The following is a 23,563-nucleotide window of genomic DNA, read 5'->3' on the forward strand; positions in this document are numbered from 1 at the left end:
AGGAGTGCACTTCTTTTTTGAAGAAGGAAATTAATCGAAAAGGGAGATAGAAAAATGACTACATTCGTAACTGAATGGGAAAAACAATTGGAGTTATACCCAGAAGAGTATCGAAATGCATATCGTCGTTTGAAGAGAGCAAGTGAGGTTTTATTGCGCGAACCGGAACCGCAAGTTGGTTTAACGCCGAAAGAGGTCATTTGGACAAAGAACAAAGCGAAATTATATCGTTATATTCCAAAGCAGGAAACGACACATTCAGTTCCTATTTTATTAATATATGCTTTAATCAATAAGCCGTATATTATGGATTTAACACCAGGAAACAGCTTGGTAGAATATTTAGTAGATCGTGGTTTTGATGTGTATATGTTAGACTGGGGAACATTTGGCTTAGAGGATCGTCATTTGAAATTTGATGATTTCGTATTCGACTATATTGCAAAAGCAGTGAAGAAGGTAATGCGAACTGCAAAATCGGACGAGATTTCTTTATTAGGTTATTGCATGGGCGGAACGTTAACTTCTATTTATGCAGCACTTCATCCGCACATGCCGATTCGCAATTTAATTTTTATGACAAGTCCGTTTGATTTTTCTAATACAGGATTATATGGTCCTTTATTAGATGAAAAATATTTTAACTTAGATAAAGCTGTTGATACATTTGGAAATATACCTCCAGAGATGATTGATTTCGGAAATAAAATGTTAAAACCAGTTACAAATTTTGTAGGGCCGTATGTAGCATTACTGGATCGATCAGAAAACGAAAAGTTTGTAACAAGCTGGAAGCTGGTTCAAAAATGGGTGGGAGATGGAATTCCATTCCCAGGAGAAGCATATAGACAATGGATTCGTGACTTTTATCAAAAGAATAAACTAGTAAAAGGTGAGCTTGTTATTCGAGGACAAAAAGTGGATTTAAAAAACATTAAGGCAAATGTATTAAACATTTCTGCTAGACGTGATCACATTGCTTTACCGTGTCAAGTAGAAGCATTGTTAGAACATATTTCTAGTGTGGATAAACAATATGTTTGCTTGCCGACAGGACATATGTCTATCGTATATGGTGGAACAGCTGTAAAACAAACATATCCAACCATTGGGGAGTGGCTTGAAGAGCGCTCTCAATAAAGTGAAAAAATCCAGCTAACGGTAGCTAGCTGGATTTTTTCTATGACATGATGAACAGTGAAGTATTTTACATTAGCATGTGGTTCTTTACTTTTACTATGAGAGCTTTACTGTCCTAAAATAGCGGGATGAAAGGAACGAAACGAATATAGAAGTATAATCAAAAAACGGCAAAAGTGAGAATTTGTTTTGAAGTAAAGGAAAGAGTATACCTTGTTATTCGCTATTGGAAAATGATATGATATGTGATGTGTTTATTGTTAGTCGCGGTGCAGTAGAGATGTACTACGTATATTAGGAACAAACAGGGAGAGGAAAATAATTTTTCTTTATTTAATTGATGGAAAAAAGGTAGCGAAGTGATGGAATGAAAGGTATAAAGAAATTTTTACAAAAATTACGACCAGTGCAGCTTATCGTTTTCTTTTATTTTATAGCAGTCATTGTCTCGGTAATTCTCTTAAGTATGCCCTTTGTTATTAAACCGGGGGTAAAGTGGACGTTTATAGATGCGTTGTTTACATCGGTTAGTGCTGTAAGTGTTACAGGGCTTTCGGTTGTTTCAATTCCCGATACATTTAATACAGTGGGTATTATTGTTTTAGCGTTCGTTTTACAATTAGGCGGTTTAGGAATTATGGCGCTTGGAACGTTTCTTTGGATTTTAACAGGTAAAAAAATTGGTTTACAACGTAGACGATTAATTATGGCCGACCATAACCAAGGAAATTTATCTGGCCTTGTTGAATTGATGCGATCTATTTTGATTGTCATTATTTCAATAGAACTCGTCGGTGCGCTTCTTTTAGGAACGAGATTTTTAAATTATTTTTCAACATGGCAAGAAGCCTATTTTCATGGTTTTTTTGCTGCAATTAGTGCGACAACAAATGGTGGGTTTGATTTAACAGGTCAATCGCTTATCCCTTATCAAAAGGATTATATTGTACAAATCATTCATATGCTATTGATTATTTTAGGAGCAATCGGTTTTCCGGTATTAATGGAAATAAAGCAGTACATAAGTAAGAGGAAACATCAATTGTTCCGCTTTTCATTATTTACAAAATTAACGACTACGACATTTTTTGCGCTTATTGTTGTTGGTACGATCGTCATTATTTTATTAGAGCAGGGCCGATTTTTCACGGGAAAGTCATGGCATGAAACATTGTTTTATGCATTGTTTCAATCTGTAACGACAAGAAGTGGTGGATTAGCGACAATGGATATAAGGGACTTGTCACAACCAACACTACTATTTATGAGTGTGTTAATGTTTATCGGTGCTTCGCCAAGTTCAGTTGGAGGGGGAATACGTACAACAACTTTTGCAGTTAACATTCTTTCTTTATATTCATTTGCAAAAGGTGGAAGAACGGTGCGTATTTTTAAACGCCAATTACATGAGGAAGATATTTTAAAAGCATCTGTTGTGATGACGATGGGCATTTTATTATGTGCCTCAGCATTATTTATTTTATCTATTACAGAAACAGCACCACTTATGAAATTAATTGTTGAAGTTTGCTCAGCCTTTGGAACGACCGGTTTATCGACTGGTATCACATCAGATTTAACAACTGTTGGAAAATGTGTCCTAATTGTTCTTATGTTTATTGGACGTGTAGGGATTTTAACCTTTATTTTAGCAAGCGGTGGAAGAGAACAGCCGCCACGCTATAAATATCCGAAAGAACGAATTATCATTGGATAACTTGAAACCATTCTACCTAAGGAGGCAGAATGGTTTTTTTAATCGTGAATCCCAAATTGTGGATGCATAAATATATCTTCTGTTTTTTGGGTTTTATTTTTTAATAACTTTTGGTTTTCTTCTGAAATCCATCCGATGTCATTCGTTGGGTGGATCCACTCTTCACCGGCCATAATAGCAGGGTCAATGTCATCGCTCCAATGATTAAGAGGACTGTTTGGTGAATTGTATTGACTGTCCCCAATGACAACACCATATTGATTAGTAAAAGGCTCTTGCATCTTTTTTCCGCTTCCTTTATAGGACGGAAAGTTTATTTGATGCGGAAGCGTTTCGTCTAAAATTGGTGATTGAATTTTTGATGCTTTCTTCAAAGTAATCCTTCCTTTTTTTATAATGAGCACAATCATATATAGTATTTCCGCGAGTATAGTATTTTGTACATGTTAACACTTCCCAGTTATAAAATGAAGTAGTCTCCTTAATCTATTAGAGTAAAGACTTTTCATAAGGAGGCTGAAATGTATGGTAAAGCGAAAAGTAAAACAACATGCAGCAGTCAATCATAATAAAACACCAAAAGAAAGTTTGCCCGATGCAGAGTTTGCATTAGAATATGAAAATGAAAATCCAGCGAAATATGCGAATCGTAATTCAAAAAAAGGGAAGCAAAAATAAAGCGACACTTTAATTAGTGGAGGTTTATCCTCTGTTGATTCGTAGTGCTTATGAATTGGACTTTTAAGAGCCTGCCGTGGGTGGGCTCTTTTACAAATATTGTTTTTATTATGGGACATTTTTTACAAATGCCTCATTTTTTTGTGGGATTTTAAATGTTTTTTTAATTATTTGTAAATTTATTGTTTTAAATTGACGAAAAAGTCCGGAAGAACATTGAAGTAGCAACGTATTGCACAAATAGACACAACAAACAAAAGATTAATGTTGGTTTAATACTCCTTTTACACTAATAGTTTATATTTGAATTGTACATAAGAAAAGTTAAAGGAGAGGGAAACAGTGAAAAAAATGTTTTGTAAAGCGGTGACAGCGGCGATGACATTTTCTTTATTAATGGGCTGTGGAGCTGCAAAAAAAGAAGCCACTGCTGATGCGAAAGCAAAGGATGATAAATTGTCTGGGACATTAACTGTTTACACAGCGATTGAAGAAGAACTTGTACCAATTTATCTTAACTCTTTTAAAAAAAAATATCCGGATGTGAAATTAAATATCGTTCGTGATTCAACGGGAGTTATTACAGCGAAATTGTTAGCAGAAGGAAAAAATACAAATGCGGATGTCGTATGGGGAATGGCAGCGTCTAGTCTTCTTGCTTTAGATAAGAAAGAAATGTTAAAAGAGTATTCTCCAAAAGGTGTAGATCGTGTTCTTCCTCAATTTAAAGATGATAAAAAGCCGGAGAAATGGGTTGGAAATACAGCTTTTATGACAGGCATTGCAGTGAATAAAGAGGAATTGAAAAAGAAAAAATTACCGATGCCAGCATCATACGAAGATTTAACAAAACCAGAATATAAAGGAACGCTTGTGATGCCGCACCCAGCTTCTTCAGGCACAGGATTTCTAACAGTGTCTGCATGGTTGCAAATCATGGGTGAAGAGAAGGGATGGGCTTACATGAAGAAACTTCATGAGAATATAGCAACTTATACGCATTCTGGTTCAAAACCGGCAAAATTAGCAGGTGCTGGGGAGCATCCTGTCGGTGTATCTATGATTTATAGCGGTTTGAAGGAGAAACAAAAAGGTGCTCCGATTGAAGTCGTTCTTCCAAAAGAAGGTCTAGGCTGGGAAGTAGAAGCAAATGCACTCATTAAGAAAGAGGACGCTAAAAATGAAAAGCTTGCCAAAGCCTTTTTAGACTGGGCCATTACAGATGATGTTATGAAATTATATTTTGAGAAAAATGGATTTGCAACAATTAAAAATGATTATAAACTTCCAGATGGTTTTCCAAAAAATGTGACCGATAAGTTGTATAGAGAGAATGATTTTAAATGGGTTGCTGAAAATCGAGATAAAATCTTAGAGCGCTGGGAAAAAGAGTTTGGACAAAAAGCAGAAGCGAAAAAGTAAGTGGGAGAGAAGAAAATGAGCGAATATTTATCCATTCAACATATTCAAAAACAGTTTGATACATTTACGGCATTAAAAGATATTTCTTTTACAGTGAAAAAGAATGAATTTGTTTGTTTACTTGGACCGAGTGGTTGCGGGAAAACGACATTACTTCGAATTTTGGCTGGTTTAGAAGAACCTACAGTAGGTAGTATTACGATTAACGGAAAAGATATAACGGCGTTGCCTCCTGGAAAACGAAATGTAGGAATGGTCTTTCAATCCTATGCGTTATTTCCGAATTTAACTGCACTTGAAAATATTGAGTATGGTTTGAAAGCGAAACGATATCCAAAACTAGAAATCAAGCGAAAAGCAATAGAGGCATTAGAGCTTGTTGATTTGTTGAATGTGAAAGATAAATATCCTGCTCAAATGTCTGGTGGACAACAGCAACGAGTGGCACTTGCACGCGCACTTGCGCTGTCTCCAGATATTCTGTTGCTTGATGAGCCATTGTCTGCACTTGATGCAAAAGTGCGTGAGAAATTGCGCAGGGAAATGCGAGAATTGCAAGAAAAAGTAGGTGTGACAACAATTATGGTGACACATGATCAAGAAGAAGCATTGACAATGGCTGATAAAATTGTTGTCATGAATCATGCTGAGATTATGCAAATTGGAACACCAGAGGAGATTTATCAAAAACCAGCTAATCCGTTTGTAGCAGACTTTATTGGTTCTATCAATTTCTTTTCGCAAAATGATAGAAGTCAAGCCATTCGTCCTGAACATATAATGGTTGTGAAGGAGAATGGATTGAAAACAGTTGTCGAAAATATGGAATTTCGAGGATCTGTATATCGAGCGGAAGTACGTGTAATCGAAGAGGAGACACATCTTTATAATGAGAGAGTTGTTGTTGATATATTAGCGTCTGTAGCCGAAAAACAGCGCATTCAAAAAGGGACGACTTTACAAATCACTTTTTCAGAGAAGCATATGCTGTCGTATGGAAAGAAGGTCGTTGTTTAGATGGACATGTTAGAAAATCACAAAATAGAAATTTCTGAAAAAAAAGTCAAGCGAAGTATTGGGAAGGAAGAGGGGTTACAAAGGTTGCTCATTTTTGGCGTGCTTGTAGCCTTTCTAATCATGCTCGTTTTACCGCTGCTACAACTGTTTACACAAGCTTTCTATGATAAAGATGGTACATTTGTTGGCGTTGCAAATTTTAGTAAATATTTTACAACACCAACGTTAATTCAATCTTTACAGAATACGGTTTGGATTTCAGGAATGACAACAGTAATTTCCGTTACACTTGCTTTTATGTATGCTTATGCAATTGCAAGGACCAACGTTTTGGGGAAGCGAATATTTCAATACATTGCATTGTTACCATTATTCGCGCCGACGATGTTGCATGGTATCGCACTTACATATTTATTTGGAAATCAAGGATTAGTAACAAAGGGGCTATTTGGTTTATTTGAAGGGATTCAGATTCCGTTGTATGGTCCTGTTGGAATTACGATCGCTGAAGTTATTTACACATTTCCACAAGCGTTCCTTATTTTGTTCATTGCGTTTCAAGGAGCTGATTACCGATTACATGAAGCATCAAATATGCTAGGTGCGAGCAAGGTGAAACAGTTTTTTTCTGTTACATTGCCTGGGGTAAAATATGGATTAGTTAGCGCTATGTTCGTTGTATTTACACTGAGTTTTACTGATTTTGGCGCTCCTAAAATTGTAGGAGGGCAGTATAATGTGCTTGCGACGGATGTTTATAAACAAGTCATTGGACAACAGAATATGCCGATGGGGGCAACTGTTGGAATGATATTGTTACTTCCAGCCATATTTGCTTTTATGGTGGATCGGATTACGCATAGAAAACAGGAAACCTTTTTATCTTCCAAAGCCGTACCATACCGGATCACGCCAAATAAGACAAGAGATATCATTTCATTTATGTACTGCACCGTCATTACGTTAATGATTATTCTATTATTTGTCGCGGTTGGAGTTGCAGCAAGTGTGAAAGTATGGCCGTATAACATGACATTTACACTAGAACACTTCAATTTTTCAAGTTTAACAGGAGATGGAATAGAAGCTTTTAAAAATAGCGTAATCGTTTCATGTATTACAGCTGTCATTGGAGCAATTGTCACTTTTGTATTTGCTTACATCATTGAAAAAATTCAGCAGTTAGCGTTTTTTAGAAAAGTGGGGTATTTTTTCTCTATTATTCCACTAGCTATTCCAGGGTTAGTGCTGGGGCTTGGATATGTCTTTTTCTTTAGTCAGCCTACTCTTCAATTTTTAGGGTGGGAAGTAACAAATCCGTTTCATTCTTTATATGGCACGATTGCGCTTCTTGTACTGGTAAATATTATTCATTTTTACGCTGTAACATTTGTTACAGCGACGACAGCATTAAAGAAACTAGATCGAGAGTTTGAGCTTGTTTCACAATCGCTGAGCATTCCTTTTTACAAAATGTTTTTTAAAGTGACCGTACCGATGTGTTTACCAGCAATTTTAGAAATGGTGATGTATTATTTTGTGAATTCAATGGTCACAGTGTCAGCAGTTGTCTTTTTATATGCGGCTGATTTTAAATTAGCAGCTGTTTCAATTGTAAATATGGACGATGCTGGAAACGTGGCGCCGGCAGCGGCGATGAGTGTGTTAATTGTTGTAACGAATATTGTCGTGAGAGCGATTTATGAATGGGGAACAAAGGCTGTTCGCAGGCGAACATCATTATGGCAGAAAAGATAAAAAGGAGGACATTATATGAAAATTGAGGCTGTTATTTTTGACTGGGCTGGTACAACAGTTGATTATGGATGTTTTGCACCACTTGAAGTGTTTATGGAAATTTTTAAAAATCGTGGTGTTATGATTACGGCTGAAGAGGCACGAAGGCCGATGGGATTACTAAAAATTGATCACGTTCGTGCATTAACAGAAATGCCTCGTATACGTGGAGAATGGGAGCGAGTTTTTGGACAGTTACCAACGGAAGCAGATGTTCAGGAAATGTATGAAGAGTTTGAAGAGATTCTCTTTTCCATTTTACCGCGTTATGCAACGCCGATTTCTGGAGTGAAAGAGGTAGTGACTTATTTACGAAGTCAAGGAATTAAAATTGGTTCCACAACAGGCTATACAAGAGAAATGATGGATATTGTGGCAAGAGAAGCAAAAGCGCAAGGATATGAACCAGATTATCTTGTTACACCAGATGATGTCCCAGCTGGCCGTCCGTATCCATGGATGTGTTATCAGAATGCGATGCAACTTAATGTATACCCAATGAAGCATATGGTGAAAGTTGGAGATACAATTTCGGACATGAAAGAAGGAAGAAATGCAGGAATGTGGACGGTTGGTGTCATTCTTGGTAGCAGTGAACTTGGATTGACAGAAAAAGAAGTTGAAAGTATGGATTTGGTAGCACTTCAAGAGAGAATGGAAGTTGTCCGAAAGCGATTTATCGAAAGCGGCGCTCATTATGTAATCGAAACAATGAAAGAGTTACCTCAAGTAATCGAATATATCGAAAAACAAGAATTTATCATTTCTTGAAAGGAGCATAAATTATGAAGAATCATCACTATTTATTATTAACGCCAGGGCCATTAACAACAACAAAAACCGTCAAGGAAGTAATGCTATACGATTGGTGCACATGGGATACAGAATATAACGAGTTAGTACAAGAAATACGAAAACGCCTTGTATCATTGGCGACGAAAGAAGAGGAATATTATACAACTGTTTTCATGCAAGGAAGCGGTACATTCTCCGTAGAATCAGTTATTGGATCCGTGATTCCACAAGAAGGAAAGCTACTTGTTTGTACGAATGGAGCATATGGAAAGCGAATCGTTCAAATAGCAACAACATTACATATTAATGTTGTTGAGAGTTATACAAATGAATGGGAACCAACGAATCTTGCAGAAGTAGAAGAGATATTGCAAAAAGACTCGGAAATTACGCATATTGCGGTGGTGCATTGTGAAACAACAACAGGAATAATCAATCCAATCGCTGATGTATGTCGGTTAGGAAAACAATATGGAAAAGTTACAATTGTGGATGCTATGAGTAGTTTTGGCGGAGTAGAAATGGATGTTGCTGATTTACAAATTGATTTTATGATTAGTAGTGCAAATAAATGTATTCAAGGTGTTCCAGGATTTGGATTTGTCATTGCAAAGCGTACGGAGTTAGAACAATGTAAAGGAAGGGCTCGCTCTTTATCATTAGACCTTTATGACCAGTGGGAAACAATGGAACTTCAAAATGGGAAGTGGCGTTTTACATCGCCAACTCATACTGTACGTGCATTTTATCAAGCCTTGCTCGAGTTAGAAGAAGAGGGGGGAGTGAAAGCGCGAAATACCCGTTACCGTAACAATCAACAAGTATTAGTGAAGAGAATGAGAGAAGTTGGGTTTGAGCCATTGTTAGATGAAGCATATCAGTCTCCTATTATTACATCTTTTCTATATCCAGGGGAAGGTTTTACATTTCAGCAGTTATATGAGGAGTTAAAAGAGCATGGATTTGTTATTTATCCCGGAAAAATTTCAAAGGTAGATACATTCCGAATTGGGAATATTGGTGATGTGTATGAAAGTGATATTCATCAATTAGTAGATTGTATTTCTGAAGGAGTTGTAATTGGATGAAAGTATTTTGTTTAAGCGTGCAAGTAAAACTTGTCGAGAAGCACATTTAGATTTCATACAATATTTATCTTTTGAAATGAAAAAAACGTATTTTGCATAAGAGGAATTCAGCATATAGAGCTGAGAAAAGGGTGCCTATATAAGTGAAAGAAACGAGGTGAAAGAATGTCTGTTGCTGGAGAAGAAAGAAAGCGTACTATTCTTGAAAAAGTAGAGTTTAAAGGAAAAGTGAAAGTGTCCGAACTAGCAAAAGAGTTTTCTGTATCAACCGAAACAATTCGCAGGTATTTAGAAGAATTAGATCGTGAAAAAAAGTTAAAAAAGGTGTACGGTGGTGCTGTTCAATTGCCAGGAGTAGGTACAGAACCATCTATGTTAGAAAGGGAAATGTTACATATAGAAGAGAAGAAGCGAATTGGCTATAAAGCAGCGACGTTTGTGGAAGATGGTGATGTTATTGTAATTGATGATGGAAGTACACCACTCCAAATGGTTCCCTATCTCATACACCGGAAAAATTTAACGATTGTAACAAGTTCCTTTCCAGTTGCAACACAATTGATTTCTTCTATTAATAAAAATATGTTTCATGGTGAAGTACTCTTTATTGGAGGGAAAGTATCTCCAAAGCATTCTCGTGTATCAGGTTCTATTTCACAGCAGATGATTCGCCAATTCCATTTTCATAAGGCTTTTATTTCAATCGATGGATTATTACCAAGTTTCGGAGCATCAAGTTTTGAACTGGAAAAAGCGAAGTTATCAGAGGCGATGATTCAATTAGCAGAAAAAACATTCATTCTTTGTGATCATACGAAGATTAGTGTGAAAGGAAATTATCGAATTGCAGGGTTTTCTCATATTCAACATGTAATTTGTAATAAAAGAATGCCGTATAGTTTTGAAGAAGAGATCGCTAAACATCATATTCGGTGGACGATTAGTTAAATATAAATTGAATTTACACATGAAAAATTGTATTTGTGCAAAAAAATGGACACATTTTCCCAACTTGTTCATATAATTTACCAATGAAAAAAAGTTGACTTGAGGAAAGAGGGGGACGAGAATGTCGGAACGCATATACAATAAATTAGTACTGTATGCTCATATATTACAGAAACTGCGAGTCATTAATGAGCAAGAAAAAAGTCAAATCCTTCAAATGATGAACAAAAAAGCCCTATGAGAAAGGGCTTTTTATTTTAGGCTTGATAGAATCCTCTCTTTTTCTAGATAGAGAAATCGTATTGACAAAAAAGCGTTCTCATGTAATAATTCAATTAAATTTTTAGAATAATCAAAAAACAGTCTTTTTTACATAGAAATGATCGTGGGATTACCATGGGGGTGACGAAATGTTATTTTTTTTAAAGAAATGGAAAGAATTAAAGAATGTAAAGATGGAATTGGCACTTCGTGATTGGTTTTATGGAACAAAAATTAGTTTGTCTATGTGTACATCAAAAGAACCATTAACATTTTTAGTGAACATAGAAGGAAAGGATAAAGGTTTATTTGTTGATGAAGATTTTATTGTGGTAAACAGTATGTGTGAGCCTGTTTTTGAAAATGATCAAAAGCCGGCTATTGAATCCTTTATGCATGCTGATATTTATAAAAAAAGTAATGCGGAATGCATTTTACAAGTTCAGACAGTAGACAGCCATTTAATGTCAGAGCTATACGGGAAAGAAGGAGAAGTAACATTTGAAAAAGGGAGTGTGAAACGTATTTTTGGATCAGAAGGGATAGAAGAGCTAACGATTCCGATTGTAGAAAATGAAAAGGAATTTGCAGATTTATTAGAGGAGAGTGTTCCAAACTTTACAAAGGACGGGGGCGTTGTTCTTGTTCATAATTATGGAATGATTGTTTGGGGAAAAACACCAGAAGAAACCAAAAAATGGTTAGAAGGACTTGAATATTTAATGAACTATCATGTCAAGTTGTTAATGATTAAAGGGGTAAAGAGTTCGGTAATGTGAAATATTCCTTATTGATAAACTAGGCAATGAAAGCGTTTTAATATTAGTTTTACTCATAAAATATAGGTCTCCTTATTATATATAGATTACATGTTAATGTGAGGGGGAACATATTTTGCGAGTTAAATATCATTTTCTGCCGAAACAGCAGGTGTTTTTTTGTAAAAGCCATGATTCGGCAGAAAAAGCACTAAGTATAATGAATGAAAATGGATATCGGGCCATTCCTGTGTTAGCAGAAGATGAAAAACACTTTCAAGGAATCATTTATAAAGTAGATATTCTAGAACAAAAATGTGGAGGTGGAGGAAACGGAATATATGTAAAGGACATATGTGAGGATCAATCTGCATTTATTTTTGAAAAAGATTCTTTTTTTCGAGCGTTTTATATGATTAGACGTCTGCCGTTTCTAGCCGTTTTGAATGAATATAGTGAATTTGTTGGGATATTAACACATTCTAACATATTTGATGTGATTGAAGATTCATTTGGTATGCGAACAGGTGGGCATATACTTACAATTGCAACGCAGGATTGTAAAGGAACGATGAAAGAGATAGGAACAGTGCTAAAATCGTATCATATTGGGGGGCTATTGACATTAGATAATGGAGATCAATACATTCGTCGGGTGATTGTCAATATTACAGACGAATTACATGATAAAGCGCTCAAGCAATTAATAGCTAAGCTAGAGAAAAAAGGATTCCGAGTCAGTCATGTTGATTATATTTAAGAAAATAAGAGAACAGTGATACGCTGTTCTCTTATTTTTGCTTAGAAACAGGAGGAGATAGGACAAGATCAGATAGAAAAATGAAATCTGCATGTTCCCGTACTTTTGGAATGGTAGATTGGATTGCACGTGAAGTGGTTTCTCCTGGCGGTCCAACGTGGCCAATCGCTACGACAACAGGTGTTTTTCTTATTTTTTGTAGAAGGAACTGTGCTTGTTTCAAAATGTGTGATGATGTATAGATGTCATCAAAAAACATTTGGTTTTCGATAATCGGAACATCTAGTTCTTTTCCAATTCTTGAGACGACGCTATTTGAATTGGTTTTACTATCCAAATAAAATAAACCATGTTTTTTACATACAGTGAGTATGATTCGCATAATTCGTTCATCTGCTGTCACTTTGGACCCCATATGGTTATTCATACCGATTGCATATGGTACTGCTTCAATTGCTTGTTCGATTCGATGTTTAATTTCATCGTCACTTAAATCAGTTGTAATAGCTTTCGGTCCTAACCATTCTTTTTTTCCATTTATCGGTTCCATTGGCATATGAATAATTACTTCATGTCCTTTTTTATGAGCGGCGATTGCATCTTGTTTAGTGGAAGGGAGAAAAGGCATAACCGCAACTGTAAGTGGGATTGGAAGAGATAACATTTCTTTCGTTCCCTTCATATTATTTCCAAAATCATCAATTACAATAGCTACTTTATTCGTATGAGCATGTATGTTGATTGGGAATATAAGAAATGGAATCAAAATGAATAATATAAATGTAATCATGTATTTACGCATATATGAAATTCCTTTCTATTTCATAAAATAAATCATCTTTTTTAAAAAGGATATATGTACCTACTACAATCGGTGCGCTTACCTGGAGATAGGAAGAAATAACATCATCATTATGATTTGCTTTTTTATCTAAATTAAACAAAAAATGTCGAAGAAAAATAAGGTAATAACGGAAAAACAACGTTTGTCCACGTATTGTAAAAAAATAATATAAAAAAAATGTCTATTATTGCGAATGTATTTACAAAGATAGAATAATTTGTAATAATTCTCAAGGTGAGGTTAAAGGTTTGTAAATTACAGGGAGAAATTGTTAAAATTTCTGAGTATTCGAACTTGAATATGGATACTGAAAAGCTTATGTGATGAACAGAAAAAACAAGGATGAGAGTATGGGAAGAATAAGGGGGATATGAATGTTTACAGCAAAAAGGAAGTACACAATGGAAAAACTTTCACGTGATATTCATATGAAGCGTGAAGAAATGATTCATTTAGGATTGACATATGGATTAACCAATAAGGAAACAGTTCAAGTGAGCCAAGAATTGGACAAGCTTATTGTGAAGTATCAGCGTTACAAAGAAAAACAATCATCAAGATGGCTATTTTTCACTAAAATACCGATCTTTCAAATTGAATGGGGAGCAAAATCAAATGATTTTTGGAAAATTCTCGTAACCGGTTTTATGAAATAAGTATAATTACCCTCCAAAGAGAAGGATAATTATACTGAATCTAGCGGAAACTCTATTTGCACAGTTGTTCCTTGAGCCTCTTTACTTTTGATTAGAATACGACCACCGTACATTTCTATAATTCGTTTGCATATAACAAGTCCAAGACCTGTTCCAGTATCTTTACTAGTAAAGAACGGATGAAAGAGGTGTTTTTGAATATGTTTTGGGATTCCTTTTCCTGTGTCAATAATGTGTAATTGCGCATGATCTTGATTGCTGGTTATGATGATTGTTAATGTATCACCAGATGACATAGCTTCAATTGCATTTTTTGTAATATTTAAAATCACTTGTTTCATATGATCTTTTGAGCAGCGTATGTAAACAGGATGATCAGGTAAATACAAAGTAAATGTAATGTTATATAGGTTTGCCTCTGATCGAATAATTAATGAAACTTCTTGCATGATATCTCGTATATCATATTTGTCTTCGATAATCGCCGTCGGTTTACCAAGAATGAGAAATTCGCTAACAATCTCATTAATACGTTCGATTTCTTGTTCAATCACTGAAAAATAGAATTGGTCTTGTTCTAGTGTATATTTCTCTTTCAATAAAGCAACAAGGCCTTTAATTCCAGTTAGCGGGTTGCGAATTTCATGAGCTGTACTAGCTGCAAAAGTTCCAACTAACTCAATCTTTTGCATTTCATTTTGTTGGCGTTCTAAACGTGCTTGTCGCTTTAATAGCATATTTTGAATTAATAAAAATAAAATGGTCATTAAAAATAATGTGACAAGACATTCTACAATAACCATTTGATATAAAGCTTTTGTATGGATAGGTAATGGAGCAACAGATACTTTCCAATTTACTTTTTGGAGTGGAGTAGAAAGTATATTCGTATGCTGTTCGTTTTGTTCGTTATTATGATCCTTCAGGAAGACTACATCATATTGATCAGTTATCTCAAAATGATATTGCGGTTTAATAGCATTTAAAGTATCTGATATATAATCGAAACGCAAACTGGCTAGTAATAGACCAGAAGTTTTCGCATGTTTTGTGAGAATGGGGGTAGCAATCATAATTGCTTGATGGCCAAGTACATGATCTGTAATCACAGATGATACAGTTGTTTTTTTTGATTGAAAAGCTTCCTTAATATAAAAACAATCTGAAACATTGACAGGAGCTGTTAGTCCTTCTGAGGCAACAGTTATGACTCCATCGGAATTTGTATAATATAGACCAGAAAACCGTTCGTCGTTCGTATCTGTCTCATGAAGCACTTGCTTAATACCGTTTCTGTTTCCTGTTTCTGTGCTTACGACCATAGCGAGCATTTCGAGGGCAGAAATCGCTTCGCCGATATGATGATCGAGATAATCCCTATATACAAATAAGACCGTATGAGTAGCTTGTTTATTTTCTTCTTTCATTTGATAAGTATGGTACGAATAAAATGTTACACCAATTCCGATTGTGGGTAATATAACAAGTAATATATACAAAGTGGTGCCACGGAGTTTCTTACTCAAAGTTGCTACTCCTTCTTTTTTATTATCATTATATATAAACTATGTTAAAATTGTCATGTTTTATTCAGGGAAATTACTGGGATATGTAAAGAAGTAAAAGATGAGTGAGCAATCAGTCAGAAATGAGCAGGATGAATGGGTTATGATGCAGAGTGTCTTTCATTTTTAGAATTTACAAGAAAGGTTGGAAAAATGTAATGTCGAATGATATACGAGAAGAAATTTCGCAATCTTTAAAGATATTTATTGCGTTATCACGTGTGCAACGCTCAATTATGGATACAACAAATAAGTATATACAAGGTAATGGATTAAATCCAACTGAATTTGCTGTGCTAGAATTGTTATACCATAAAGGAAGTCAACCTCTTCAACAAATTGGAGAGCGTATATTAATTGCTAGTGGTAGTATTACATATGTTGTAGATAAGTTAGAAAAAAAGGGGCTTGTGAAGCGAACTCCTTGCCCGAATGACAGACGTGTTATATATGCGGAACTTACGGAAGACGGAACAATGCTAATTGATTCTATTTTTCCGAATCACGAAAGGCTTATACATCAATCTTTTGAAATGTTAACAAAAGAAGAAAAGGCAGAGTTGTTAACTTTATTGAAAAAGATTGGGAAATATGAAAAGTGATATGTGATCAAAAAAGTTTTTGATAAAGTGAAACTTTAATTAATGGGGATTCTCCATCCTCCCACCAATCGGGCTATTACTGCCCTAAAATAGCGGGAAAAATGATCTAAAGTTTTTTGTTCAGTCATTTTTTAGAGGAAAAAAAGTGACTGAAAATGTTTCGTTTTTAAAACAAATCGTTATGTTCTGGCGAATTTTGTTGGAAAATAACAGGAGAAAGGGGAAGGGAAATAGAACTATAAACAGATACATATAATTGAAAGGAGGCATATTTTCTATGTCATTTAAAGATTATGAATATAAACGTCCGGATATAGAAGAGTTCCAAACAAACTTTACTGCAGCTTTAGAACGATTTGAAAAGGCAAAAACAGTAGAAGAACAAAAAGAAGCTATTGGGTTTATTAATCGGATTCGCAATGATTTTGGGACAATGAGCACTCTTTGTTCGATTCGTCACTCGATAGATACAACAGATACTTTCTATAAAGAAGAACAAGATTTTTTTGATGAATATGAGCCAGTGGCACAAGGGTATGTAACAAAGTATTATAAAGCATTGTTAAGTTCTCCATTTCGTGCAGAATTAGAGGACTACTATGGAAATCAATTATTTTCGTTAGCAGAATGTGACGTAAAAACATATTCAGATGAAGTTGTGAAAGACTTACAAATCGAAAATAAATTATCTTCGCAATATACACAGTTGTTAGCTAGTGCAAAAATTCCATTTCAAGGAGAAGAAAGAACGCTATCACAACTGATTCCTTTTATGCAAGGAAATGAAAGAGATACGCGGAAACAAGCAAGTGAAGTATACTATGGTTTCTTAGCAGAACATGAAGAAGCGCTAGATCGTATTTATGATGAACTTGTGAAAGTAAGAACGAAGATTGCCAAAGCGCTAGGCTTTAAAAACTTTGTCGAACTTGGATATGCGAGAATGTACCGTACAGATTATAATGCGGAAATGGTTGCAAGTTATCGGAAACAAGTATTAGATTATATCGTCCCAGTTGCAACGGAACTTCGAAATAGACAGAAAACAAGAATTGGTGTAGAGAAATTAGCATATTATGATGAAAACTTTGAATTTGCAACAGGCAATCCGACTCCGAAAGGGGATGCGAATTGGATTATCAATCATGGAAAGACGATGTATCAAGAGTTATCAAAAGAAACGGATGAATTTTTCCATTTCATGCTAGATAATGATTTGTTAGATTTAGTTGCGAAAAAAGGAAAAGCTGGCGGTGGGTATTGTACATATATTGAAAATTATAAGGCTCCGTTCATTTTCTCAAACTTTAATGGAACGTCTGGAGATATTGACGTATTAACACATGAAGCTGGTCATGCATTTCAAGTATATGAAAGCCGCAAATATGAAATTCCAGAATATAATTGGCCGACATATGAAGCATGTGAGATTCATTCCATGAGTATGGAATTTTTCACATGGCCATGGATGAAGTTATTCTTTGAAGAAGATACAGACAAATATTACTTCTCTCATTTAAGCTCAGCATTATTATTTTTACCATACGGTGTGTCTGTTGATGAATTCCAGCACTATGTATATGAAAACCCAGAAGCATCACCAGCAGAACGAAAGGCAGCATGGCGGAATATAGAAAAGAAATATTTACCTCATCGTGATTATGAAAATAATGATTATTTAGAGCGCGGTGGATTCTGGCAACGCCAAGGACATATTTATAATGCACCTTTTTATTATATTGACTACACATTGGCTCAAATTTGTGCGCTCCAATTTTGGAAACGCGCAAGGGAGAATAGACAAGAAGCATGGGCCGATTATGTGAATCTTTGCCAACAAGGTGGAAGTCAGTCATTTTTACAATTAGTAGAAACTGCAAATTTAACATCTCCGTTTGCAGAAGGGTGTGTACAAGGAGTTATTAAAGACATTCACGCGTGGTTACATGCAGTAGAGGACACAAAATTGTAAAAAACATATGCTGTTTTCGTTCTGTTTCTCATCGACACAATTATAAAATAATGAGATAATAAAAGAAAATTCAGATTTATTAAAAGGAGGTGTTTCTACATGAAGAAGCACCTCTTTTCACCAAAAAAGAGGGGGGAAATATATGATTCAATCGAATATAAGTTTGGAGACATTGCTGCAATCATTACAAGCAACAAGACATGCATTATTATCAGAAGTTGAAACGTTAAATGATACAGACGTAAACATAAGACCACGGCGTGATAAATGGAGTATCATTCAAATTATGCATCATTTACATTTAGTGGAACAGTCTATTACATCGGCGCTTGTATATGCACTGCAGAAAAGAGAAAGAAAATTCGTTCCATTTAAAGACCTCCAGTTAACACTTGATCGAACGTATAAACGCGAAGCTCCTCAACAAATGCAACCTACAGAGACACTTATGAAAAAACAACACGGAATTCAATTGCTAGAACACTCAAGGCAAGAGCTCCTTCATACGCTCCATAGTATTATAGATGAAAAAGAACTATGCCAAAATTCATTAAAACACTCGATTTTTCAAGAACTTAGTTTGTATCAATGGATTCAATTTCTTGATTTACATGAACAAAGACACCTTACCCAATTAAAAGAGGCAAAACATGCTATTTTACAAAGATAGTTACCTTTTTATATGAAAGAAAGTGAGTGAGCGATTGACTCACTTTTTTTATTAGGGTGAAAGAATTTTTCTGATCATACTTGGAATAATACAAGGATAGAAAGGAGCTGAAAATATGTCCAAAAAGAAGAAAGAAAAAGAGCGTGCTTGGAAAGCAAGGAAAGAAAATCAAAAGCCACATGGAAAAGTAAAAGCTTTTGCAGAACTTGTAAGTGAAACGGAAAAAACGTGATGGATTATCATCACGTTTTTTTAAAGGATAAAAAAATTAGATATTTCCTTGATTCTGCACCGTATGATACAATATGTTTTGTCAATGAAAGAAGAAATTCCATGTTATAACATGGGAGAGGTTCGCGAACTCCCTCTATAAAAAACTATGAGAACAACAATATCTTAAGGTATTGTTTTGTTTTTTTATTATGATAGTTCAAGAACGTTCTTTCTTCTTATTTATAATAGAGAAGGAGAATGAGTAAAATGAAAAAAGAGAAAGCAGTTGTTGTTTTTAGTGGTGGTCAAGATAGTACAACTTGTTTATTTTGGGCTATGCAACAGTTTGCAGAAGTAGAGGCTGTAACGTTCAACTATAATCAACGTCATAAATTAGAAATTGAATGTGCAGCAAATATTGCAAAGGAATTAGGAATTAAGCATACAGTACTAGATATGAGCCTTTTAAATCAACTTGCTCCCAATGCTTTAACAAGAACAGATATCGATATTACGCATGAAGAAGGTGAATTACCATCTACCTTTGTTGAGGGACGAAATTTACTGTTCTTATCATTTGCAGCTGTTTTAGCGAAACAAGTAGGAGCACGTCATATTGTAACTGGCGTGTGCGAAACAGATTTTAGTGGCTATCCTGATTGCCGTGATGCATTTGTAAAGTCATTAAATGTTACCTTAAATTTATCTATGGATTATCCGTTTGTCATTCATACTCCGCTTATGTGGATTGATAAGGCGGACACATGGAAGCTATCAGATGAATTAGGTGCATTTGATTTTGTGAGAGAAAAGACTTTAACGTGTTATAACGGAATCATTGGCGATGGATGCGGTGAATGTCCAGCATGTCAACTTCGCAAAGCAGGTTTAGATACGTACCTACAAGAACGTGAAGGAGCGAAGGCATAATGGAACAAAGTTTTTTTGGGTTTCGTGTTGTAGAAAACTTACAAAAAATAGATAAGGATATTCAGCGTCAGCAATTAAAATATCATAATAAACGCGTAATGGTCAGTAAGGAATTTACATTCGATGCAGCTCATCATTTGCACTGCTATGATGGGAAATGTAAAAACTTACATGGGCACACTTATAAAGTTGTCTTTGGAATTAGTGGATATGTAAATGAAATTGGTATTGCCATTGACTTTGGAGATATAAAAGAAATTTGGAAAAATGAAATTGAAATTTATTTAGATCATCGTTACTTAAACGAAACATTACCAGCGATGAATACGACTGCGGAAAATATGGTCGTTTGGATTTATGAGAAAATGGCAGAGGCATTAACAAAGGGAGGCCGAGCAGAAGAGTATAAAGGAGCTCGAGTTGAATTTGTTCGTCTGTTTGAAACGCCGACAAGTTATACAGAAGTAAGACGGGAGTGGATGCTCGATGAGTAAAATCCCCGTTTTAGAAATATTCGGTCCAACCATTCAAGGAGAAGGAATGGTTGTGGGGCAAAAAACGATGTTTATTCGTACAGCGGGATGTGATTATAGTTGCGCATGGTGTGATTCTGCTTTTACTTGGGATGGATCGGCGAAAGATCAGATTCAACAAATGACCCCAGAAGAAATTTGGAAGGAACTTATTGAGATTGGTGGAGAAAACTTTTCGCATGTAACAATTTCAGGTGGAAATCCAGTGTTACTGAAACATATGAAAGAACTTTTAGAGAGATTAAAAGAGAATAACATTCGGACCGCCATTGAAACGCAAGGGAGTAAATGGCAAGAATGGCTTTTGGACATAGATGAAATTACAATTTCACCGAAACCACCAAGTTCAAAAATGAAAACAAATTTTACGATGTTAGACTTAGTAGTAGAAAGATTAGTAGATAAAAATATGAGTTTAAAAGTAGTTATATTTGATGATGATGACTTTGAATATGCAAAGAACGTTCATGAACGTTATCCTCATGTACCTTTTTTCCTACAGGTTGGAAACGATGATACAAAAACAGCAGAGGACGCAGTGTTAATTCCTAAATTATTACAGAAATATGAATGGTTAATTGAAAAGGCAGTTCATAGTAAAGAAATGAATGATGTAAAAGTATTACCTCAGCTTCATGCCTTAGTATGGGGAAATAAGCGAGGCGTATAAGTGAATAGAAGGGATGTTTAAAGATGGCAGGAAGATTAGATGAAGATTTAAAAGATGTAACGTTGCTTGGAAATCAAAATACAAAATATTTATTTGAATATAGCCCGGAAATTTTAGAGACTTTTGATAATAATCATCCAAATCGTGATTATTTTGTGAAATTCAATTGCCCTGAATTTACAAGTCTATGTCCCAAAACAGGACAACCAGATTTTGCAACCATTTATATTAGTTACATTCCTGAGAAAAAAATGGTGGAAAGTAAATCGTTAAAGTTATACTTATTTAGTTTCCGTAACCATGGTGATTTTCATGAGGATTGTATGAATGTGATTATGAATGATTTAATAGAATTAATGGATCCGCGTTATATCGAAGTGTGGGGGAAATTTACGCCACGCGGTGGTATTTCAATCGATCCATATTGCAACTATGGGCGCCCAGGTACGAAGTATGAGAAAATGGCAGAGTATCGCATGATGAATCATGATTTATATCCGGAAACAGTAGATAACCGTTGATGAGAAAGGATCTGTACGTTGTGTACAGATCCTTTTTATCTAGGAAGTTATGCATATTGATTGATTACAGTATAATTTTTATGGTTTACAACTGTAAGAGGTTCCACATCTAATTCTCTAAAGTTCTCCATAATTGTTATATCAACAATAACGGAATTTTTATTTACTTTTTGAACACGTCCGTGCATACCGTCTTTAAATTCGATAATATCTCCAGCCTTTGCGATTTCCATGAACAACTCTCCTTATTACAGTTTTAACAAAAAATAAATTTTTTTCTAGTTTCTTCTATTTTGAACTATATTTCTTGGTTTGTAAATGCTTCCAAAGGGAGAGTTTGAAAAATATTCATTTTTCATAAGAAATTTGTAAAGATATGTTGAAAGGAAGAAAGGAGATAAAATTGTGATTCAGTTACTATGTATGTAAGAGTATGTCTTTCTGCTTTTTCATGGTATGATGACAATAAGAAATCCGTGTATAATCATATGGGCGATAAGCGGTGAATGAGGAGGGAAGAGAATGCGAATTTCTTTTATTCGTCACGGTCGCTTGAATCATTGTGTAAATCCAATGACAGTTACTGAGTTTCATGAATGGATGCAATGCTATGATATAGAGGAGATGAGAGTAGAGGAAAGCATACCACGTGAAACGATTGAAGCGATTGAATCTTCCAAGTTAGTTGTGACAAGTAATCAAAAACGTGCTGTGCAATCAGCAGCAGAGTTAACAAATTCTTTATCTTTTATCCAAAATAAACTTTTTCGAGAAGTAGAGGTACCATCTTATTTTTTTGCTCCCAAATGGATAAAATGTAAACCAGAAATATGGACAATGGTAGGGCGTACATTATGGATTATAGGTTACTCTAAAGGGGTTGAATCTTATCGAGAGGCACGGGAGAGAGCAAAGCAAGCTGCTGATACACTTATTGGTTATGCCCTTGTCTATAACCACATTGTCCTTGTAGGACACAGTTATTTTAATACAATGATTGGTACGGAATTACGTACGAGAGGTTGGGTTGGGCCACCTATCTTTCATAGGAAACCGTGGGGATGTACAGAATATACATTTCACGAAGCTTTAAACGGAACGAAACTAAAAACGAATTTAACATAAAAGCACACGATTCAAACGGTGAATCGCGTGCTTTTGTTATGAAACGAAAGTCTTTTTTAAGAGCGGTTTTACTAAGTGAGCATATGGCTCACCTACAAGCATGACAGTCTTGTCTTCTTCGTAGCCAAGCTTTTTATATAAAGAGAAAGCTCTTATGTTTTCTAAATTTACAAGTAACGCAATTTTTTCATACCCTTTGTCCAATCCGTCATTTTCAACCGTTTTAATTAATTGGGAGCCAATTCCTCGTCCGCTATATTTGCTTGAAACAGATAATGTATCGATATAATACTCATCTAATTCTGCTTCTTTTTCTAACGTAATGGTTGAATCTTGGTGTAGCTTTTGCAGGTGTTTTACAATTGGAGCATCGAGCTGCTTTGCATGACTTCCGTGGTAAGCAACGATAATTCCAACTACTTTCCCATCTAATTCTTCAACGAAACAGTTTTCATAGCTCAACCGATTACCTGTTTTGGAAAACCAATTTTCAAGGCCTTTTAATACTTCTGTTTTCTCTTTTGCACCGGTGAGTTTCTCAGCAATTTCATGCAGAGCATTATACAATAGCGGAGCGATTGCTCGTGCATCTGTTTTTTTTGCTTTCCGAATCATAGTATCCCTCCTAATTGTTAACCTTATTGTAACATAAAATCAAATTGGAGCTACTCTATATCCATAATAGAGAAAGCTTTTTAAAGAAGCTATAATAAGGCTGAACAGTAAAATAAGGTGAATCATTTGTTTAGTTAGTAAGAAACATAGAGATTCCCTCACCTTAGGCTTATAAGTAGGTAGCCGTGTTCGATGACTCAATGATCCTTCTTTCCGAATTAAGATAAAATTACCGTTGTCGACTGGTACAAGATAAGATAGAATAT

The 23,563-nt window shown here is 35.2% G+C and carries 26 protein-coding genes and 1 riboswitch; of the genes, 21 read left to right on the forward strand and 5 right to left on the reverse strand.

Features of this window, described 5'->3' with window-relative positions:
• The first annotated feature begins 54 nt into the window (after positions 1-54).
• A complete protein-coding gene (gene phaC, locus MR056_RS03900) occupies positions 55-1,140 on the forward strand; it encodes a class III poly(R)-hydroxyalkanoic acid synthase subunit PhaC (RefSeq protein ID WP_048722401.1) in 1,086 nt (361 codons plus the stop codon).
• A 367-nt stretch (positions 1,141-1,507) separates the two neighbouring features.
• Positions 1,508-2,857, forward strand: coding sequence for a TrkH family potassium uptake protein (locus MR056_RS03905; protein ID WP_048722404.1), 1,350 nt, complete (start codon positions 1,508-1,510; stop codon positions 2,855-2,857).
• 38 nt (positions 2,858-2,895) lie between these two features.
• On the opposite strand, the gene MR056_RS03910 is transcribed toward MR056_RS03905, so the two are convergent.
• The gene (locus MR056_RS03910; RefSeq protein WP_011984125.1) at positions 2,896-3,231 is read right to left on the reverse strand and encodes a DUF3905 domain-containing protein; all 336 of its coding nucleotides are present in this window, start codon (positions 3,229-3,231) and stop codon (positions 2,896-2,898) included.
• 151 nt (positions 3,232-3,382) lie between these two features.
• Here MR056_RS03910 and MR056_RS03915 point away from each other — a divergent pair, with 151 nt between their 5' ends.
• From MR056_RS03915 to cbpA, 9 genes are all read left to right on the forward strand, one after another.
• Positions 3,383-3,535: a hypothetical protein gene (locus MR056_RS03915; RefSeq protein ID WP_011984126.1), complete on the forward strand. Its 153-nt coding sequence runs from the start codon at positions 3,383-3,385 to the stop codon at positions 3,533-3,535.
• 342 nt (positions 3,536-3,877) lie between these two features.
• Complete coding sequence (locus MR056_RS03920) at positions 3,878-4,957, forward strand: putative 2-aminoethylphosphonate ABC transporter substrate-binding protein (RefSeq protein WP_048722406.1); 1,080 nt, start codon at positions 3,878-3,880, stop codon at positions 4,955-4,957.
• Between the two features lie 15 nt (positions 4,958-4,972).
• On the forward strand, positions 4,973-5,974 hold the full coding sequence (locus MR056_RS03925; protein ID WP_011984128.1) for an ATP-binding cassette domain-containing protein: 1,002 nt from the start codon (positions 4,973-4,975) through the stop codon (positions 5,972-5,974).
• Positions 5,975-7,732, forward strand: a complete 1,758-nt coding sequence (locus MR056_RS03930; RefSeq protein ID WP_048722409.1) for a putative 2-aminoethylphosphonate ABC transporter permease subunit — start codon at positions 5,975-5,977, stop codon at positions 7,730-7,732.
• Between the two features lie 15 nt (positions 7,733-7,747).
• Positions 7,748-8,542 carry a phosphonoacetaldehyde hydrolase gene (phnX, locus tag MR056_RS03935; RefSeq protein ID WP_011984130.1) on the forward strand — a complete coding sequence of 265 codons (795 nt, stop codon included), beginning with the start codon at positions 7,748-7,750 and terminating at the stop codon, positions 8,540-8,542.
• 14 nt (positions 8,543-8,556) lie between these two features.
• A complete protein-coding gene (gene phnW, locus MR056_RS03940; RefSeq protein ID WP_011984131.1) occupies positions 8,557-9,654 on the forward strand; it encodes a 2-aminoethylphosphonate--pyruvate transaminase in 1,098 nt (365 codons plus the stop codon).
• A gap of 165 nt (positions 9,655-9,819) precedes the next feature.
• Entirely contained in the window at positions 9,820-10,602 is a 783-nt protein-coding gene (locus MR056_RS03945) for a DeoR/GlpR family DNA-binding transcription regulator (RefSeq protein WP_011984132.1), read from the forward strand.
• Positions 10,603-11,012: 410 nt separating this feature from the next.
• On the forward strand, positions 11,013-11,642 hold the full coding sequence (locus MR056_RS03950) for a class II aldolase/adducin family protein (RefSeq protein ID WP_011984134.1): 630 nt from the start codon (positions 11,013-11,015) through the stop codon (positions 11,640-11,642).
• Between the two features lie 115 nt (positions 11,643-11,757).
• Positions 11,758-12,381 (forward strand): cyclic di-AMP binding protein CbpA, encoded by a 624-nt coding sequence (gene cbpA / locus MR056_RS03955; protein WP_011984135.1) that lies wholly within the window; start codon positions 11,758-11,760, stop codon positions 12,379-12,381.
• A 31-nt stretch (positions 12,382-12,412) separates the two neighbouring features.
• On the opposite strand, the gene MR056_RS03960 is transcribed toward cbpA, so the two are convergent.
• Positions 12,413-13,183, reverse strand: a complete 771-nt coding sequence (locus MR056_RS03960) for a divergent polysaccharide deacetylase family protein (RefSeq protein ID WP_048722414.1) — start codon at positions 13,181-13,183, stop codon at positions 12,413-12,415.
• 416 nt (positions 13,184-13,599) lie between these two features.
• Here MR056_RS03960 and MR056_RS03965 point away from each other — a divergent pair, with 416 nt between their 5' ends.
• Positions 13,600-13,881, forward strand: a complete 282-nt coding sequence (locus tag MR056_RS03965; protein WP_011984137.1) for an aspartyl-phosphate phosphatase Spo0E family protein — start codon at positions 13,600-13,602, stop codon at positions 13,879-13,881.
• Positions 13,882-13,910: 29 nt separating this feature from the next.
• Here MR056_RS03965 and MR056_RS03970 read toward each other — a convergent pair whose 3' ends face one another.
• A complete protein-coding gene (locus tag MR056_RS03970; protein WP_011984138.1) occupies positions 13,911-15,407 on the reverse strand; it encodes a DUF3149 domain-containing protein in 1,497 nt (498 codons plus the stop codon).
• 197 nt (positions 15,408-15,604) lie between these two features.
• Here MR056_RS03970 and MR056_RS03975 point away from each other — a divergent pair, with 197 nt between their 5' ends.
• From MR056_RS03975 to queF, 8 genes are all read left to right on the forward strand, one after another.
• A complete protein-coding gene (locus MR056_RS03975; RefSeq protein WP_041809554.1) occupies positions 15,605-16,048 on the forward strand; it encodes a MarR family winged helix-turn-helix transcriptional regulator in 444 nt (147 codons plus the stop codon).
• 277 nt (positions 16,049-16,325) lie between these two features.
• Positions 16,326-18,020: a M3 family oligoendopeptidase gene (locus MR056_RS03980; protein ID WP_048722416.1), complete on the forward strand. Its 1,695-nt coding sequence runs from the start codon at positions 16,326-16,328 to the stop codon at positions 18,018-18,020.
• Between the two features lie 142 nt (positions 18,021-18,162).
• The gene (locus MR056_RS03985) at positions 18,163-18,690 is read left to right on the forward strand and encodes a DinB family protein (RefSeq protein ID WP_048722419.1); all 528 of its coding nucleotides are present in this window, start codon (positions 18,163-18,165) and stop codon (positions 18,688-18,690) included.
• A gap of 115 nt (positions 18,691-18,805) precedes the next feature.
• Positions 18,806-18,922 (forward strand): DUF6254 family protein, encoded by a 117-nt coding sequence (locus MR056_RS03990; protein WP_011984142.1) that lies wholly within the window; start codon positions 18,806-18,808, stop codon positions 18,920-18,922.
• A gap of 111 nt (positions 18,923-19,033) precedes the next feature.
• A riboswitch (PreQ1 riboswitch) is annotated at positions 19,034-19,077 on the forward strand.
• A gap of 93 nt (positions 19,078-19,170) precedes the next feature.
• Positions 19,171-19,833 carry a 7-cyano-7-deazaguanine synthase QueC gene (gene queC, locus MR056_RS03995; protein WP_011984143.1) on the forward strand — a complete coding sequence of 221 codons (663 nt, stop codon included), beginning with the start codon at positions 19,171-19,173 and terminating at the stop codon, positions 19,831-19,833.
• A complete protein-coding gene (gene queD / locus MR056_RS04000; protein ID WP_011984144.1) occupies positions 19,833-20,327 on the forward strand; it encodes a 6-carboxytetrahydropterin synthase QueD in 495 nt (164 codons plus the stop codon). The genes queC and queD overlap by 1 nt, the downstream gene beginning before the upstream one ends.
• Positions 20,320-21,036 carry a 7-carboxy-7-deazaguanine synthase QueE gene (gene queE / locus MR056_RS04005; protein ID WP_048722422.1) on the forward strand — a complete coding sequence of 239 codons (717 nt, stop codon included), beginning with the start codon at positions 20,320-20,322 and terminating at the stop codon, positions 21,034-21,036. The genes queD and queE overlap by 8 nt, the downstream gene beginning before the upstream one ends.
• Positions 21,037-21,059: 23 nt before the next feature.
• A complete protein-coding gene (queF, locus tag MR056_RS04010) occupies positions 21,060-21,557 on the forward strand; it encodes a preQ(1) synthase (RefSeq protein ID WP_011984146.1) in 498 nt (165 codons plus the stop codon).
• A 47-nt stretch (positions 21,558-21,604) separates the two neighbouring features.
• Here the strand turns inward: queF and MR056_RS04015 are convergent, their stop codons facing one another.
• Positions 21,605-21,790 (reverse strand): YkvS family protein, encoded by a 186-nt coding sequence (locus MR056_RS04015; RefSeq protein WP_011984147.1) that lies wholly within the window; start codon positions 21,788-21,790, stop codon positions 21,605-21,607.
• Positions 21,791-22,079: 289 nt separating this feature from the next.
• Here MR056_RS04015 and MR056_RS04020 point away from each other — a divergent pair, with 289 nt between their 5' ends.
• Entirely contained in the window at positions 22,080-22,682 is a 603-nt protein-coding gene (locus tag MR056_RS04020; RefSeq protein WP_011984148.1) for a histidine phosphatase family protein, read from the forward strand.
• Between the two features lie 36 nt (positions 22,683-22,718).
• Here the strand turns inward: MR056_RS04020 and MR056_RS04025 are convergent, their stop codons facing one another.
• The gene (locus MR056_RS04025) at positions 22,719-23,297 is read right to left on the reverse strand and encodes a GNAT family N-acetyltransferase (RefSeq protein WP_011984149.1); all 579 of its coding nucleotides are present in this window, start codon (positions 23,295-23,297) and stop codon (positions 22,719-22,721) included.
• Positions 23,298-23,563 lie beyond the last annotated feature (266 nt).

The organism is Bacillus cereus group sp. BfR-BA-01360, from assembly GCF_022663595.1.
Lineage (GTDB): Bacteria > Bacillota > Bacilli > Bacillales > Bacillaceae_G > Bacillus_A > Bacillus_A cytotoxicus.